This is a genomic window from Pseudomonas sp. MHK4 (genome assembly GCF_054600775.1).
In genome coordinates this window covers 32,305-45,920 of the sequence record NZ_BAAIAK010000012.1, presented here as the reverse complement: position 1 = coordinate 45,920, position 13,616 = coordinate 32,305, and the positions used below count along the sequence as shown (strand labels likewise).

The following is a 13,616-nucleotide window of genomic DNA, read 5'->3' as shown; positions in this document are numbered from 1 at the left end:
ATCAGTCAAAGGTTGAAGCGCGGGCAGCCGCCACCGCACCGAAGTGCGGCGTTGGCTTACCGTTTGGCATGACCCGCGCGTGCGGCGGGCAGAATCAGGAAGGGAACAGCTTGCTCAGGCAGCTGAGTTTTTTCTTGTAGGAACGTCGTGCTTGCAGTGCTTGTTCCAGGGTGACCGCGACAAAACGGGCCTTCTGATTGGGCTGCATCTGGCCAATCAGATCAAGGTCGGCGCTGATCACCGTGCCAATCATCGCGTAGCCACCACCGGACACCGCATCGCGGTGCAACACGATCGGTTCGAGACCGGCGGGCACCTGGATCGAGCCGATCGGGTAGCAACTGTCGACGATGTTCGAGGGGTCGGAACCGGCCCCGAACGGTTGCTCGCGCGGCTGAAAGCTCAGCGCGCTGCCGCCCTTGAAGCGGTAGCCGATGCGGTCCGCCTCGGAACCCACGGTCCAGGCCTCGGCGAAAAAGCTGTCCGCCGCCGCTGGCGTCAAACGGTCGTAGTACAGCCCCGGCACCACGCGCAGGGTGATTTCGCCACCCAGCGATTGGCGCAACGCCATCGGCAAACTGGCGCCGGCGCGACTTTTGCCACTGGCGATGCCCACCGGCAGCTCATCGCCGGCGATCAGGCGACGCCCTTGGAAACCGCCAAGCCCGCCCAGCGCATAGGTCGAACGGCTGCCGAGCACCAGCGGCACATCGATCCCGCCGGCTACCGCCAGATAGGCACGCGCACCGGCCTTGGGAAAGTCAAAACGCAGCACTTGCCCGGCCTTCACCGTGAACGCCGTGTCGTGATGCATGTCCACGCCATCGACCCGCGGCGTCATGTGCGCCCCGCACACAGCCACCAACGCGTCCTGGGCAAACTCAAGCTCCGGGCCGAGCAACGTGCATTCCAGCGCCGCCGCGCCGGCCGGGTTGCCAACCAGTTGGTTGGCTGCGCTCAACGCGTACTGGTCGAGCGCGCCGGAGGGCGGGATGCCCAGGTGGTAGTAGCCTTCGCGGCCCAGGTCCTGTACCGAGGTGGCCAGGCCGGGTTTGAGTACCTTGATCATGCCAGCACCTCCTGCAGCGACTTGGGATAGCCGACGGGATCGGCGAGAAAGGCATCCAGGGAAAACTCCACCAGACGAATCCGCAGATCGAAGCGCCCCGCTTCCACATCGGCCACGGCAACGTCATAGGCCTCGCGGTCCATCGGCTTGAACTGCACGATGTCGCCGGGACGGAAGAACACCATGTGCTCTTTCAAGTACGCCAGGTTCTGCTGCGGGTCGTAAATCGGTGCCGGCGTCACGCCGAACATCTGGTAACCGCCAGCACCACGCACCGAGTAGATGCAGCCGAAGCAGCCGCCATGACCCAGGGTCAATTTCGGCGTGTCGGTGCGGGGCCGCAGGTATTTGGGCACCTGCAGCTGACGCTGGCGCTCGACCATCTGGAACATGAACGGCAGGCCCGCGACGAAGCCGACCATCGACACGAACCACGGCGCACCACTGTGGGCGGCGATGAACGCATCGACATCCGTCAGGCCGTTGATCCGCGCGGCGTACTCCAGGTCCGTCGCGCTCGGGTCCTGGTGGCGGTCGCGAAAGCGCATCAGGGTTTCATGGGTCCAGGGATCGTTGTAGAGCACCGGGATCTCGATGATCCGGGTGTGCAAGGTGCGTTCGGCGATCGCCTCTGCCTCGGCTCCCTGCACGGCCTCGAGCAAGGCGTGAGGTGCGATGCGGTCCGGGTCGAAGCGAATCTGGAAGGAAGCGTTGGCCAGGCACACGTCCAGAACGCCATCCAGCGCCAGGCGCTCCACCGCGCGGGTGACCGCCATGCCCTTGAAGAAGGCTTCAAGGGACATGCTGTCGCTGACTTCGGCGAACAGATGCTCGTCGGCACCGAAACTGTAGCGGATTGGATTGTTCATGCTTGATCTCCGCTGCGGCGTTCGGCCAGCCAGGTTTCCAGGGTGCCGGTGTGAAAGTCGGCGCTGTGCAGCCACGGTTGTTCCAGCAATTGGGCGTGCAGCGACAAGGTGCTGGCCATGCCGGTCAGCGTGGTTTGCGCCACGGCGATGCGCGCACGGGCCAGGGCTTGCGCGCGGTCGCTGCCATGCACGATCAGCTTGGCCAACAGCGAGTCATAGTATGGCGGCACGCGGTAGCCTTGATAGAGATGGGTATCGACACGCACACCCTCGCCCTGCGGCCAGGCCAGTGACTCGACCAGGCCGGGACTGGGGAAGAAATCCCGCGCCGGGTCTTCGGCATTCAAGCGCATTTGCAGCGCGGCGCCATTGAGCTGGATATCGCTTTGCTTCAGGCCCAGGGGTTCGCCGCCAGCAATGCGCAGCATGGCCTGGACCAGATCGATGCCGGTGATCAACTCGCTGACCGGGTGTTCCACCTGGATACGCGTGTTCATCTCGATGAAGAAAAACTCGCCGGTGGCATCGTCGTACAGGTACTCCAGGGTCCCCGCACCTTTGTAGCCGAGGGACTCGGTCAGGCGCACGGCACTGGCGCACAGCGTCTCGCGCTGCTGCGGGTTGAGGACCGGTGACGGCGCTTCTTCAAAGATCTTCTGCCGCCGACGCTGCAACGAGCATTCGCGTTCGAACAAATGCACTGCGTGCTTGCCATCGCCCAGCACTTGCACTTCGATGTGCCGTGCCCTGCCGATGAAGCGCTCCAGGTACACCGCACCGTTGCCAAACGCCGCCTGGGCTTCGCGCTGGGAACGGGGAAATTCTTCGCTCAGTTGCTGGGCGTTTTCCGCCAGGCGAATACCCCGTCCACCGCCGCCGGCCGAGGCTTTGATCAACAATGGAAAGCCGACGGACTCGGCCGCCTTGAGCGCTGATTCGACGTCGAACAGTTCACCGGGCGAACCCGGCACCACCGGTACGCCTGCTTCTTGCGCGGTGCGCCGCGCCTCGGCCTTGTCGCCCATGCGCCGAATCGTCTGCGGACTCGGCCCGACGAAAATCGCCCCGGCCGCGAGTACCGCTTCGGCGAAGTCGGCGTTCTCCGAGAGAAAGCCATAACCGGGATGGACCGCATTGGCCCCCGTGGCCGTCAGCGCGCCGAGCAATGCCTCGACGTTCAGGTAACTCTTGTCGGCGCGGGCCGGGCCGAGGATGTGCACCTCGTCGGCCAAACGCGCGGCCTGGGAGTCGACGTCCGCTTCGCTGCAGGCGGCCACGGTGGGAATCCCCAACTCTTTGGCGGCGCGGATGATCCGCACAGCGATTTCGCCACGGTTGGCGATCAATAATTTACGAATACCTTGGGTCATGATCACACCTCACTCGCCGTCGAGTGTTGCGACGACCTGACCCGGTTCCACCGGATCACCGTCTTCAACCAGGAAGGCGCTGAGGCGACCAGCCGTCCCGGCGGTCAGTTCGGAAAACTGCTTCATGACCTCGATCAGGCCAATCACGGTGTCGGCGCCGACCTGTGCGCCTTCCTCGACGAAGTTCGCCGATTCTGGAGTGGCCTTGCGGTAGAAGGTCCCTGGCAATGGGGTAATGACAGTATGTTCGGCCATGTCTGTTCCTCTTGGAATAGTTGTAGAAAGGCAGGCAAAAATGAATCGATATGCAATCCCGGGCGTCTGTGTGCCCGGTGACTCGTGCTGATTTAGCGCGGTGCGCGAACCTTGATCCCTGCGGTATCAAGGGCGCGGCGCGTGGCTTCAACCAACGCCAGCGCACCGGGCGTATCGCTGTGCAAGCAAATGGAATCGAATTCGATCGCCAGGTCTTCGCCCTCGACCGTGCGCACCACGCCTTCCTGACAGGCACGCAGCACCCGCGCGGCCACCTGGGTCGGGTCGTAGGCGCGTACGTTACGAGTGAATACGATGGAACCGCTGAGGTCGTACTCCCGGTCGGCGTAGAACTCGCGAATCACCGGTTGGCCGAGTTCCCGGGCGACACGCCAGATCACCGAGCCGGGCATGCAATACAGCAGCAACTCGGGCTCCAGGCGCTGGAGATTCTCCACCAGCAAACGGGCGGCCTCCTCGTCCCGGGCCAGGTGCATGTACAGCGCGCCGTGGGGCTTGATGTGTTGCAGCGCCACGCCCTGGACCCGGGCCAGTTCACGCAGGGCGCCGAGTTGATAAAGCATGTCGTCGACCAGTTCCTGGGCCGGTGCATTGATGTGCCGGCGGCCGAACCCGACCAGGTCGCGAAACCCCGGGTGGGCGCCAACGGCCACGCCCAGGCGCTTGGCCTGTTCGACGGTGCGACGCATGGTGCCGGGGTCGCCGGCATGAAAACCGGTGGCGACGTTGGCCGAGCTGATGAAGGCCATCAGCTCATTGTCGACGCCGTCGCCGATGGTCCATGGACCGAAGCCTTCGCCCATGTCCGAGTTGAAATCTACTGCCTGCATGACGCTTGCTCCTGACGCTTGTGACTTCATGCAGACCACGTTAAATTCCAGCCAACCCCTTGGGAAGATCTATTATCAGATAGGCCATCTTCTGAAAAACAGATACCTCGTTGATCGGAGTATTTCATGTCACTGACCCTGCGCCAGGTCCGCTATTTCGTCGCCACCGCCGAGATCGGGCAAATCTCCCAGGCGGCCATTCACCTGAACATTTCCCAATCCGCGGTGACCACCGCGATCAAGGAACTGGAAGCCATGCTCGGCACGCTGTTGTTCCAGCGCTCGGCCCAGGGCATGAGCCTGACCGATGCCGGGCGGCATTTTCTCAACCGAGCCTACGTGATCTTGCGCAGCGTCGACGACGCGCTGAACAGCCCGCTGCCGGACGTCCGCGCCAGTGGCGTGCTGCGTCTGGCCGCGAGCTACACGGTGATCGGCTACTTCCTGCCACACCATCTGCAACGGCTGGAGCACTGGCATCCGGATGTGGCCATCGAGGTCCACGAACAGGAACGCACGGCCATCGAGCAAGGCCTGCTGGAAGGAAAGTTCGACATGGCGGTGCTGCTCACCGCCAACCTCACGCACCCGGACATCGTCTCGGAAACCCTCTTCAACTCCGAACGCCGGTTATGGCTGCCCAGCCATCATCCGCTGCTCGAACGTTCCGCCATCAGCCTGGCTGACGTGGCGCGGGAGCCCTATATCCTGTTGACGGTCGACGAAGCCGAACAGAGCGCCATGCGTTACTGGGAACACGCACACCAGCAGCCCAACGTGCGGGTGCGCACCAGTTCGGTCGAAGCGGTGCGCAGCATGGTCGCCAATGGCAGCGGCGTGGCGATCCTCTCGGACCTGGTGCACCGCCCCTGGTCGCTGGAAGGCAAGCGCATCGAAACCCTGACCGTCACCGACAAGGTAACGCCCATGAGCGTCGGCCTGGCCTGGCACCGCGAGCGCGATTTCAGCCCGGCCATGCAAGCGTTCCGTAACTACTTCCACGATGCATTCCTGGCGCCGCAGCAACTGTCTGCGCGGCGCTAAGGCTCGTCACCCAGCCGCAGAACGCTGCCGTTTGATCCGGTACATATCGTCATCCGCCTGGCTGAGCAGCGTATCGGCATCCTCCCCGTCCGCGGGATAACAGGCGATGCCGATACTGCAGGACGGCATGTTGGCTGCGCCGGATTGCGCGTCCAGCGGCTCGGCCATGACCGCGAGAATCCGCGCCACTGTCTCGCTGACGGCGCCCTCGGACTGGATGTCCGTCAGCAGCACAGTGAATTCATCACCGCCCATTCGGGCCACCGTGTCCGTCTCGCGCACGCAGCCTTCCAGCCGTCGCGCAATCGTGCACAGCACGCGATCGCCCGCGGCATGACCATGGACGTCATTGATCCCCTTGAAGTCATCGATATCCAGGAACAGCAAGGCCAGCGTGCTGTTGTGGCGGCGTGCCGCGCGCAGGGCCGTGTCCAGGCGATCATTGAACAGCGCCCGGTTGGCCAGTCCTGTCAGGGGATCATGATGGGCAAGGAAACGCAGTTCCTCCTCGGCCTGCCAGAGGGCCGTCACGTTGCGTGCGACACCGATCCGCGCGCCCACCTCCTCGGACCAGAAGGCCGCCCACAGGATGTGGACGATGCCGCCATCCTTGCGGATATAACGGTTGCGGAAGTCGACGTGAGGCTGGCCATTCATGACCCGGACAATGGAGGCCCGTGTGATCGCCAGGTCGTCAGGGTGCATATAGTTGGTGATCGGGGTACCGGTCAGCTCGTCGGCACGGTAACCGAGCAGTGCCTCACAGGCATCGCTGACGAATACGATCTGGTTATCCCTGTCGACCACGAACACCGTGTCCAGCATCAGGTGGATCAGTTTGGGGTAGAGCGCTTGCAGGTCGACGGGCATAGGTCAGGGCAGTCCCGGTTCATATAGCCCCGATCATGCCTGATCGCGAAGGGAGGCGGCTAGGGCTCTCATGTCGATTGTCTGCGCCAGGTGCCAGGGGACGCGCCGAACTGGCGCTTGAAGGCACGACTGAACGCGGCTTCGGATTCGTAGCCCACGGCAAAGCCGATCTGCGCCACATTGCCGCGTCCTTCGCGCAGCTGTTGCGCTGCCACGTGCAGGCGCCAGAGCGTCAGGTACTGCATCGGTGGCTGTCCGACCAATGCCGCGAACCGCTGGGCGAACACCGAGCGCGACATGCCCACTTCCAGCGCCAGCGCTTGCGCCGTCCAGCCTTCGGTTGGACGCGAATGGAGCAGCGCCAGTGCGCGCCCGATTTGCGGGTCTCGCAGCCCTGCCAGCCACCCGCTCCGCTCGGCCGGGAGGCTGGTGACATACTGGCTGACCGCTTCGACGAAGAGCAATTCCGACAGCTTGGCGATGACCGCAGTCGAGCCGACACGCCCCGCCGCGATCTCGCTGACCGCGAAACGGAACGAGCTTTCGATCCAGGCTCCCGAAGGTGTCGCGCGCACGTCCAGTTTCAATAGCGGTGGCAGCGACGAAAGCAGCGGGTTGAACGGGGTTTGCGAGCCGAGGAAGCCGCACAGCAGCTGCGTGGCTTCACCGCCCCCGCCGTATTTGATTCGTGAAATGCTGCCAACGTCTGGCGGCTGGATGACTTCGCGCGCGGGCATGGGCGCAATGCCCAGGTCGCTGCCAAAGGTATGAACGTCGTTGCGAGGAAGCAGAATGAGTTCGCCTTCGCGAACGTGGAGAGTGGCGCCATCGCCAATGCGCAATTGCATGTGCCCCACGGCGACAAAATGCGAGGCAATGATATGTCGAGGGGCCGCCAGGTACGGCAGGCAATCGTCCGCGGAAAGGCTTCCGTTGACGCACCAGGGCGCAGTGAATTGCGCCTCGAGAAAGACCCCTCCAGACAATCGGATCACACGCAGTACATCAGAAAGCGCATCGAGCAATTGCCAGCCCTCCGTTCCGGAGTTTCGAGCAGGTAATCCGGCGCACCGGTCATTCTTCGCCTGGAGCGCGAGGCCTAGATTAGCACCAACGCGGACCCATTGGCGCCGACGTCAACCCGGACCGCCCATTGCAACTCGAACAGAGAAGCCGGAGATCGATATGAATACCGTCGCAATCTTACCCAACCCGGATGCGGCCAACGCCGCCCGTTACGCGCAAATGGTCAGGTCATCGAAGAAGGCCGAATGGCAGATCGATCGCGATTTGCTCCGGGATCGGCAGTTCGACTTCTCGCGCAAATTCTTGCCCGACGGCCTGTCGCAGGTCGACCGCCTGACCTTCCTCGCCGCGGACGAGGCGCGTTTGCTCAGCCAGATCCAAGGCCGAACCTATGCGTATCTGTTTGGCCTGGTCGAGCGTTTCATCAGCGCCAAAATGCTCGATCAAGGTCGCGCCCATGTGTTCGACGATCAACTCGCACTCGAAGCGCTGGTGCGTTTTTCCAACGACGAGATCAAGCATCAGGAGCTGTTCCGGCGCATCGAGACGATGATGGCCGGGCAACTGCCAACGGGCTATCGTCAGGTGGCCGATCCCAACGAAGTGGCGCGCGCGGTACTGGCGTCCAGCACCTGGTCGGTGCTCGCGCTGACCTGTCATATCGAGCTGTTCGTGCAAACCCACTACGCGAAAAGCATCGCCCCGCGCGAGGAGTTATGCCCGCTGTTCAAGGACGTCTTCAAATTTCACTGGATGGATGAAAGCCGCCACGTCGTACTCGATGAACTGGAGTGGAAGGCCGAGCACGCGAAACTTTCGCCGGCTGAGTGCGACCAGGCCGTGAACGACCTGATAGCGTTGGTGGCGGCCGTCGATGCCATCCTGCAGGCCCAATCGGCGTCCGATGCCGAGTACTTTATTGGCCATGTTTCGCGCTCATTCAATGTCGATCAGACAGCGCGCATCAAAGCCTGCGTGCTGGGCGCCTACCGCTGGCAATACATTATCTCGGGCGTGCAGCATCCTCACTTTGGCCGGCTGCTGACGCGCATGACAACGCCAGCCCAGATGTCGAGGATTCAGCGCGCACTGGCACCCATCTTCAGCCATTGATCGAGGATGGCAGCCATGACGATACCGATGTGGATGTTGCTTGGATTTTCGACCTGGACGTTGCTGCTGTTGATGGCAACCGTCGGGGTGTATCGCTGGGTCAGGATACTGTTCTCGGCTGTGCCGATTGCGTCCTTTCGAAGCGATCAGCCCGAAGGCGAGGATTGGTATCGGCGTGGGGCAAGGGCTCACGCGAACTGCGTGGAAAACCTGCCGGTCTTTGCTGCGATCGTGGCCGTGATTTCTGCCCTGGGTATCGACAGCCCGGCAGTGAGCTGCTTGTCGATAATCATCCTGGTCACTCGCGTGTGCCAGTCTCTGGTTCATGTCTGCCATGTGCAAACCAATAGGTTCGTAGCGGTTCGGTTTACCTTCTACTTCGTTCAGTTGGTCTGTTTTCTTGCGCTCATGGTCATAGCCGCCTGGTACGCCGCATCAAGCCCCACCTGAACCCAGTCCATGGCCTGCGCAAGTTGCCCAGGCCACAGTACCGAACAGCTTGCCTGATGCGCTCCTAGCCAGCGCTGATGTTGCCGCAGAACAGCGCGCGACTGCCGTCTGCCGGACTGGTACGAACCAGCAAGGCATAACTGCCCTTGGTCAGTTCGCTCAGCGCCACCGGGGCCTGGGCCCAATGCCGGGTGCGCGGGGCCAGCGAGGGGTAGTCGACACTGTTGGCCTGGCGGGTTTCGTACGCCGGTTGCGCACCCAACTGCTGGCACGAGCCTGCGTAGATAGCAGTGTCGAGGCGGCTGGAAACGGCCATGTCATGGGGTACCCCACCGACGGTGAGCCAGATGCTGGTTTGGTTGCCCACCGGGCTGAGGGTGGCTCGAGCGATATGTTCTGCGTTTTGCGGGGTAGCATCGAGGGGGACATCGACAACATCAGTTCTGCTCGCGCAGCCTGAAATCGTCCCTACCGCCACTACCAACGCCAGCCAAGATGCTCTGTTCATCACAGGTTTCCTGATTTGAGTTGCGTTGATGTCATCCCCCCTGTGAAGTCTAGTGGCCTGCTCCAGACGCGGGCGCTGGCTGATGGGTGGTCTTGGAAGGAGAGGATTACCCGCGAAAAACGTTAACGCGGTGCAACAGGGCAGGTGCAAAGCGGCCACTGGTCGAGAGGCCCTTGCTCTACAGATGCAAAAGACATACATTTGACTCTACGGACCCAATGAAAGGTAATGCAGATGGCCGTCGCCGCCCAGCCCCGCTCTTTCAGCAAAAACCAGTGCGTCACCGGCCTGCGCGCCGCCGTGGGCATTCTGGAAAAGTGGCGCGCCAGCAGCGAGCAGGCCTGCCAGATCCTGCGCATTTCCCGCAGCACCTACACCCGCGCACGCCAGCATGACCCTGATTGGGCGGTGGCGCTGGATGCCGATCAGATGCAGCGCATCAGTTTTGTGCTGAACATCCACGCCACGTTGCGCCTGGTGTTCGACAATCCGGACAACGTATATGGCTTCGTGTCGATGGCCAACGACAACGAGTTTTTCAATGGGCGTTCGCCGCTGGCGATCATGGCCCAGGGCGACATGGTTTCGCTGTATGAGACCTTTCGGCGCATCGATATGCTGCGTGGCGCGTTATGGTGAAGTTGAGCGCGCTGGCAGTATTTGCCGGGCAGGCGTTGCAGGCTTATCGACTGGTCAATTCGAAGTTTCCGCCAATTGCATTGTTCGATGACGTGGCGAGCGCGGATGAATTCGAGGTGCTATTCGAGATTCAGGCCCTGACCAATCCCCGGCTGAAGAATGAGGTCGGTCAGCTTGAGTTGATCCCGCGGGGCGAGATCCCGTTCGGGATTGCCGGCTGCTCGTACGCCACCGCGCCCTTTACCCACATCAACCCGGCGGGCTCGCGCTTCAGCGATGGCAGCTTTGGCGTGTTGTACCTGGCCGATTCGATGGACACCGCCCTGGCCGAGGTACGGCATCACCAGAGCCTGTATTGGTCGAAGGTCCCTGGCCTGAACTACGAGCGATTTGTGTTCCGAGGCCTGTCCTGTTCGTTCATGGACACGGGTATGAAAGACGCCACCGCCCTGCCGATCAACGATCCGGTATACGCACCTGACGATTACAGCCAATCCCGCGCACTGGGCCGGGCAATCAGGAAGGCCGGTTGCCCTGGCCTGCGCTATCGCTCGGTGCGCCTGCCGGGCAGTATCTGCTGGGCGTTGATGACGCCCCGGCCTGTCTCTTCGATCATCCAGACTGCCCATTATGAGATGGTCTGGAACGGCCAGATCACCAGCGTCAACCAGATCAGCGAGGCCTGAGGTCACAAGCCAGGACATGCGTTTGCAGCTGGAATCAGTGCCTGGACATCAGCCCATGCAGCACGCCCAGCCTCAATCCCGGTTCGGAGGGCGTCATGTGCAACACGCCGAATACCTTGAACGCCGCCAGCATCGCCACCAGGCCACCCGGCAGGATGCTCAGGCGATGGGCTTGCAGGCCCGCCAGCTTGAGTTGCCTGACGTGCCCAACCTCCAGCAGTCGCAATGACAAACGCAGCAGGCCACTGTAGGTGATACCGCTTTGGCCGTCGTCGTTCAGCCCGTTGGCCTTGAGCACCTTGGCCAGCATCCGTGCAGTGCCGGAAGAGCCAATGGCCTGCTGCCAACCCAGCGCGCGATAACGCCGTGCGACCTTTTCGAACTGCAGTGTGGCGACCCGCTCGGCTTCGAGCAGCGCCTTGGCCGTGATCACACCGCCGGCAAAGTAACGCGCCCCCAGGGTGCCGCTGCCGATGGTTATGCTTTCGGTGACGAGGGGTTGCGTGCCCTTGCCCAGGATCAATTCGGTGGAGCCGCCGCCAATGTCCACCACCAGCCGCATGCGCGCAGGGTCTGGAATCGTATGGGCTACCCCGGCATACACCAGCCGGGCCTCCTCATGCCCGGTGATGACGTCGATTCGAAATCCCAGGTGCCGCTCGGCGCTGGCGAGGAACAGTTGCGCATTCTCGGCTTCGCGCACGGCACTGGTGGCTACCGCCCGCACGCGACCAGCCTCGAAACCGCGCAGCTTTTTACCGAAGCGCGCCAGGGCTTGCCAGCCGCGGTCCAGCGCCAGCTCGTCAAGCGCGCCGCCCCGCAAGCCCTCCGCCAGACGCACGGGTTCACGCAGGGTTTTCACTTCCTGGATCACGATCTGCTGGCTGCGCCGGACTTGCTGGCCAATCATCATGCGAAACGCGTTGGAGCCCAGGTCTATGGCCGCAAACAGCGAGGCGTCGCCTTTCATGGTGGGGTTCCTGGCAAATTCATCGGCCCGTGGACGGGTCTGCCGCCCATGGCGGTTGCGCGGATGTTGCCATGGGTTCAGTGACACCCTGATGACACTGCGCACGCTCGGGCCCCCAGTTGATACAGTACGGGTTGTCGATTTCCAGGAGGGGTGCTGACTGGGGAGGACGTTCAAGCACCTACGGACAACAACGCTTGCCGAGCCGGCAAAAACACGATGCCGCAATCTCCACATCCGCCCGGGCCATGGCCAGGTTGAGGCGAACCTGCGCAGCGGCCGCTTCGGCATCGCGGCCCAGTCGCTTCAAACACTCCACGTAGCCGTGCAGGCTCCACACGTTGTCCAGGTGCCAGGACGCGCGACTGAGGGTGTTGTCCAGGCCCAGGTCGGCGCGATAGGCCTGCAGGGCTTCTTCCACCCTGCCCTGCTCCAGCAGCAGCGCGCCCAGTGCGTGGCGCACCGGTTGCATCCAGCCCCAGGGCTCGTCGTAAGGCAGGTGATCGTCCAACGACTGCGCTTCACGCAGATGCGCGAAGGCTTCGTCGCAGTTGCCTTTGCGGTACTCGATTTCGCCGCGCAGCATACCTGCGGCCACGGCCAGGATATCGTTGCATTGATTATTGAAGAGGTAGCGTGTGTCCGGCACACGGGCCCAGGCCTCGAGGAACAGGTGATGCTCGGTTTCGGCCTCGCCGACCTGCCCGCAGGCCGCATGGGCCACGCCTTTGGCGTAGTGCAGCATGGCCGTGGTCACGCAGTACAGCGCCTGGTCGGCGGGCAGCGGCGTGGCGAGGATGTCTTGCCATCTGCCGAAGCGGATCTGCACGTGGAGCTTCATCGACACGAAGCTTTCCAGCCAGTCGGCCATGGGCGGTTTTTCCACCCGCAGCAGGTCTTCCTTGATGGTATCGGCCAGTTGCTCGGCAGCCTCCAGGGCCGGCTGGTATTGGCCGAGGAACATCGCCGAGTAGAGTTTGAAGTGGTAGTTGTGGCTGCGGTACAGGGTGTAGAAGTTGATCGGCCCTTCCTCGGCCAGATACAGGCTGTCGGCCTGGATGGCCCGGTGATTGGTGATCATGGCCCCGCGGTAATCGCCGCAGAGCAGGTCGATGTGCGACGGCATATGGCGCAGGTGTCCGGCATCCGGCACCAGGTCGCGCAGGACATCACACGCGCGCAAGGCCCGTTCCGGGTACGGCGACATTTCCAGGGTGTGGACGTACATGTGCAGCACGCCGGGGTGCGCTGCGTCGCCATGTTGCTCCATGCGATGCAGGGCCCGCTCGAGCACGGCCACCGTCTCCAGGGTGTCCGCTCCGGCTGCCGGCTGGCCGGTTTTCAGGTCCCACAACTGCCAGGGCGTGCGGTCGATCAGCGCTTCGGCGAACAGCGCCACCACGTCGGGATCGTCGGGAAAGCTTTGGTAGACATCGCGCATGGACGCCGCATAGGCATCGTTCCAGGTGAAGAGTTCATCAACGCTGCTCGCCTGTTCGGCCTGGTAGCGTTGCTGCAGCGCGCGGATCAGGGCCTCTTCCACGGGCGTCGCGCCGTCGAGGTGCACCAGGGCGATTTGCGTCGCCAGGCGCGCCTGGGCCACGGCCTCCTTGAGCTCTTGTTCGATGAAGGCGTCCCAGCGCTTGTTGTAGTTGGGCCCGGTGGCATAGGCGATGCCCCAGTAGGCCATCGCGCAGTTGCGGTCCTGTTCCAGGGCCTTCTGGAAACAGCGGATGGCTTCGTCGTGGTTGTAGCCGTAGCACCACATCAGGCCGCGGTCGAACCACAGCTGGGCCTGGGCTGAACCGGTTGTCACGGGGCGGCTGTAGGTGCCCAGATCGTAGTAGTCGTGCATCGGTTTATCCTCTCGACCAGAGTGCGGAACCTGCGAAAAAC

Annotated in this window: 15 protein-coding genes; 5 read left to right on the top strand and 10 right to left on the bottom strand. The window is 62.8% G+C overall.

Annotated elements, in window-relative coordinates:
- Window positions 1-94 precede the first annotated feature (94 nt).
- The 5 genes from ACYP2Q_RS24825 to ACYP2Q_RS24805 all read right to left on the bottom strand — a co-directional run bounded on the left by ACYP2Q_RS24825 (window position 95) and on the right by ACYP2Q_RS24805 (window position 4,414).
- Window positions 95-1,069 (bottom strand): 5-oxoprolinase subunit C family protein, encoded by a 975-nt coding sequence (locus tag ACYP2Q_RS24825; RefSeq protein ID WP_459732897.1) that lies wholly within the window; start codon window positions 1,067-1,069, stop codon window positions 95-97.
- Entirely contained in the window at window positions 1,066-1,938 is an 873-nt protein-coding gene (locus tag ACYP2Q_RS24820; RefSeq protein ID WP_459732896.1) for a 5-oxoprolinase subunit B family protein, read from the bottom strand. Before ACYP2Q_RS24820 ends, ACYP2Q_RS24825 begins: the two co-directional genes overlap by 4 nt.
- Window positions 1,935-3,308, bottom strand: a complete 1,374-nt coding sequence (locus ACYP2Q_RS24815; RefSeq protein ID WP_459732895.1) for an acetyl-CoA carboxylase biotin carboxylase subunit — start codon at window positions 3,306-3,308, stop codon at window positions 1,935-1,937. The genes ACYP2Q_RS24820 and ACYP2Q_RS24815 overlap by 4 nt, the downstream gene beginning before the upstream one ends.
- Window positions 3,309-3,317: 9 nt before the next feature.
- Window positions 3,318-3,563, bottom strand: a complete 246-nt coding sequence (locus tag ACYP2Q_RS24810) for an acetyl-CoA carboxylase (protein ID WP_459732894.1) — start codon at window positions 3,561-3,563, stop codon at window positions 3,318-3,320.
- A gap of 92 nt (window positions 3,564-3,655) precedes the next feature.
- Window positions 3,656-4,414, bottom strand: coding sequence for a 5-oxoprolinase subunit PxpA (locus ACYP2Q_RS24805; protein ID WP_459732893.1), 759 nt, complete (start codon window positions 4,412-4,414; stop codon window positions 3,656-3,658).
- 126 nt (window positions 4,415-4,540) lie between these two features.
- Here ACYP2Q_RS24805 and ACYP2Q_RS24800 point away from each other — a divergent pair, with 126 nt between their 5' ends.
- Complete coding sequence (locus ACYP2Q_RS24800; RefSeq protein WP_459732892.1) at window positions 4,541-5,458, top strand: LysR family transcriptional regulator; 918 nt, start codon at window positions 4,541-4,543, stop codon at window positions 5,456-5,458.
- Between the two features lie 6 nt (window positions 5,459-5,464).
- Here ACYP2Q_RS24800 and ACYP2Q_RS24795 read toward each other — a convergent pair whose 3' ends face one another.
- Both ACYP2Q_RS24795 and ACYP2Q_RS24790 read right to left on the bottom strand, forming a co-directional pair.
- Complete coding sequence (locus ACYP2Q_RS24795) at window positions 5,465-6,328, bottom strand: diguanylate cyclase domain-containing protein (RefSeq protein WP_459732891.1); 864 nt, start codon at window positions 6,326-6,328, stop codon at window positions 5,465-5,467.
- A 68-nt stretch (window positions 6,329-6,396) separates the two neighbouring features.
- Window positions 6,397-7,353 carry a cupin domain-containing protein gene (locus tag ACYP2Q_RS24790; protein ID WP_459732890.1) on the bottom strand — a complete coding sequence of 319 codons (957 nt, stop codon included), beginning with the start codon at window positions 7,351-7,353 and terminating at the stop codon, window positions 6,397-6,399.
- Between the two features lie 160 nt (window positions 7,354-7,513).
- On the opposite strand from ACYP2Q_RS24790, the gene ACYP2Q_RS24785 reads away from it, so the two are divergent.
- Window positions 7,514-8,467, top strand: coding sequence for a hypothetical protein (locus tag ACYP2Q_RS24785; protein ID WP_459732889.1), 954 nt, complete (start codon window positions 7,514-7,516; stop codon window positions 8,465-8,467).
- A gap of 15 nt (window positions 8,468-8,482) precedes the next feature.
- Window positions 8,483-8,917 (top strand): MAPEG family protein, encoded by a 435-nt coding sequence (locus ACYP2Q_RS24780; protein WP_459732888.1) that lies wholly within the window; start codon window positions 8,483-8,485, stop codon window positions 8,915-8,917.
- 64 nt (window positions 8,918-8,981) lie between these two features.
- Here ACYP2Q_RS24780 and ACYP2Q_RS24775 read toward each other — a convergent pair whose 3' ends face one another.
- Window positions 8,982-9,425: a hypothetical protein gene (locus ACYP2Q_RS24775; protein WP_459732887.1), complete on the bottom strand. Its 444-nt coding sequence runs from the start codon at window positions 9,423-9,425 to the stop codon at window positions 8,982-8,984.
- Between the two features lie 234 nt (window positions 9,426-9,659).
- Between ACYP2Q_RS24775 and ACYP2Q_RS24770 the strand changes: the two genes are divergently transcribed.
- Both ACYP2Q_RS24770 and ACYP2Q_RS24765 read left to right on the top strand, forming a co-directional pair.
- Window positions 9,660-10,064, top strand: coding sequence for an antitoxin Xre-like helix-turn-helix domain-containing protein (locus ACYP2Q_RS24770; RefSeq protein ID WP_408597362.1), 405 nt, complete (start codon window positions 9,660-9,662; stop codon window positions 10,062-10,064).
- Window positions 10,058-10,750 (top strand): RES family NAD+ phosphorylase, encoded by a 693-nt coding sequence (locus ACYP2Q_RS24765; RefSeq protein ID WP_459732886.1) that lies wholly within the window; start codon window positions 10,058-10,060, stop codon window positions 10,748-10,750. Before ACYP2Q_RS24770 ends, ACYP2Q_RS24765 begins: the two co-directional genes overlap by 7 nt.
- 34 nt (window positions 10,751-10,784) lie before the next feature.
- On the opposite strand, the gene ACYP2Q_RS24760 is transcribed toward ACYP2Q_RS24765, so the two are convergent.
- Window positions 10,785-11,720 (bottom strand): Ppx/GppA phosphatase family protein, encoded by a 936-nt coding sequence (locus tag ACYP2Q_RS24760; RefSeq protein WP_459732885.1) that lies wholly within the window; start codon window positions 11,718-11,720, stop codon window positions 10,785-10,787.
- 181 nt (window positions 11,721-11,901) lie between these two features.
- Complete coding sequence (locus tag ACYP2Q_RS24755) at window positions 11,902-13,575, bottom strand: tetratricopeptide repeat protein (RefSeq protein ID WP_459732884.1); 1,674 nt, start codon at window positions 13,573-13,575, stop codon at window positions 11,902-11,904.
- Window positions 13,576-13,616: the final 41 nt, after the last annotated feature.

What these genes read in the sequence shown, in the direction of transcription:
- ACYP2Q_RS24825 (WP_459732897.1), bottom strand. Translation starts at nt 1,069, where the DNA reads ATGATCAAGGTACTCAAACCCGGCCTGGCCACCTCGGTACAGGACCTG.
- ACYP2Q_RS24820 (WP_459732896.1), bottom strand. Translation starts at nt 1,938, where the DNA reads ATGAACAATCCAATCCGCTACAGTTTCGGTGCCGACGAGCATCTGTTC.
- ACYP2Q_RS24815 (WP_459732895.1), bottom strand. Translation starts at nt 3,308, where the DNA reads ATGACCCAAGGTATTCGTAAATTATTGATCGCCAACCGTGGCGAAATC.
- ACYP2Q_RS24810 (WP_459732894.1), bottom strand. Translation starts at nt 3,563, where the DNA reads ATGGCCGAACATACTGTCATTACCCCATTGCCAGGGACCTTCTACCGC.
- ACYP2Q_RS24805 (WP_459732893.1), bottom strand. Translation starts at nt 4,414, where the DNA reads ATGCAGGCAGTAGATTTCAACTCGGACATGGGCGAAGGCTTCGGTCCA.
- ACYP2Q_RS24800 (WP_459732892.1), top strand. Translation starts at nt 4,541, where the DNA reads ATGTCACTGACCCTGCGCCAGGTCCGCTATTTCGTCGCCACCGCCGAG.
- ACYP2Q_RS24795 (WP_459732891.1), bottom strand. Translation starts at nt 6,328, where the DNA reads ATGCCCGTCGACCTGCAAGCGCTCTACCCCAAACTGATCCACCTGATG.
- ACYP2Q_RS24785 (WP_459732889.1), top strand. Translation starts at nt 7,514, where the DNA reads ATGAATACCGTCGCAATCTTACCCAACCCGGATGCGGCCAACGCCGCC.
- ACYP2Q_RS24780 (WP_459732888.1), top strand. Translation starts at nt 8,483, where the DNA reads ATGACGATACCGATGTGGATGTTGCTTGGATTTTCGACCTGGACGTTG.
- ACYP2Q_RS24775 (WP_459732887.1), bottom strand. Translation starts at nt 9,425, where the DNA reads ATGAACAGAGCATCTTGGCTGGCGTTGGTAGTGGCGGTAGGGACGATT.
- ACYP2Q_RS24770 (WP_408597362.1), top strand. Translation starts at nt 9,660, where the DNA reads ATGGCCGTCGCCGCCCAGCCCCGCTCTTTCAGCAAAAACCAGTGCGTC.
- ACYP2Q_RS24765 (WP_459732886.1), top strand. Translation starts at nt 10,058, where the DNA reads ATGGTGAAGTTGAGCGCGCTGGCAGTATTTGCCGGGCAGGCGTTGCAG.
- ACYP2Q_RS24760 (WP_459732885.1), bottom strand. Translation starts at nt 11,720, where the DNA reads ATGAAAGGCGACGCCTCGCTGTTTGCGGCCATAGACCTGGGCTCCAAC.
- ACYP2Q_RS24755 (WP_459732884.1), bottom strand. Translation starts at nt 13,575, where the DNA reads ATGCACGACTACTACGATCTGGGCACCTACAGCCGCCCCGTGACAACC.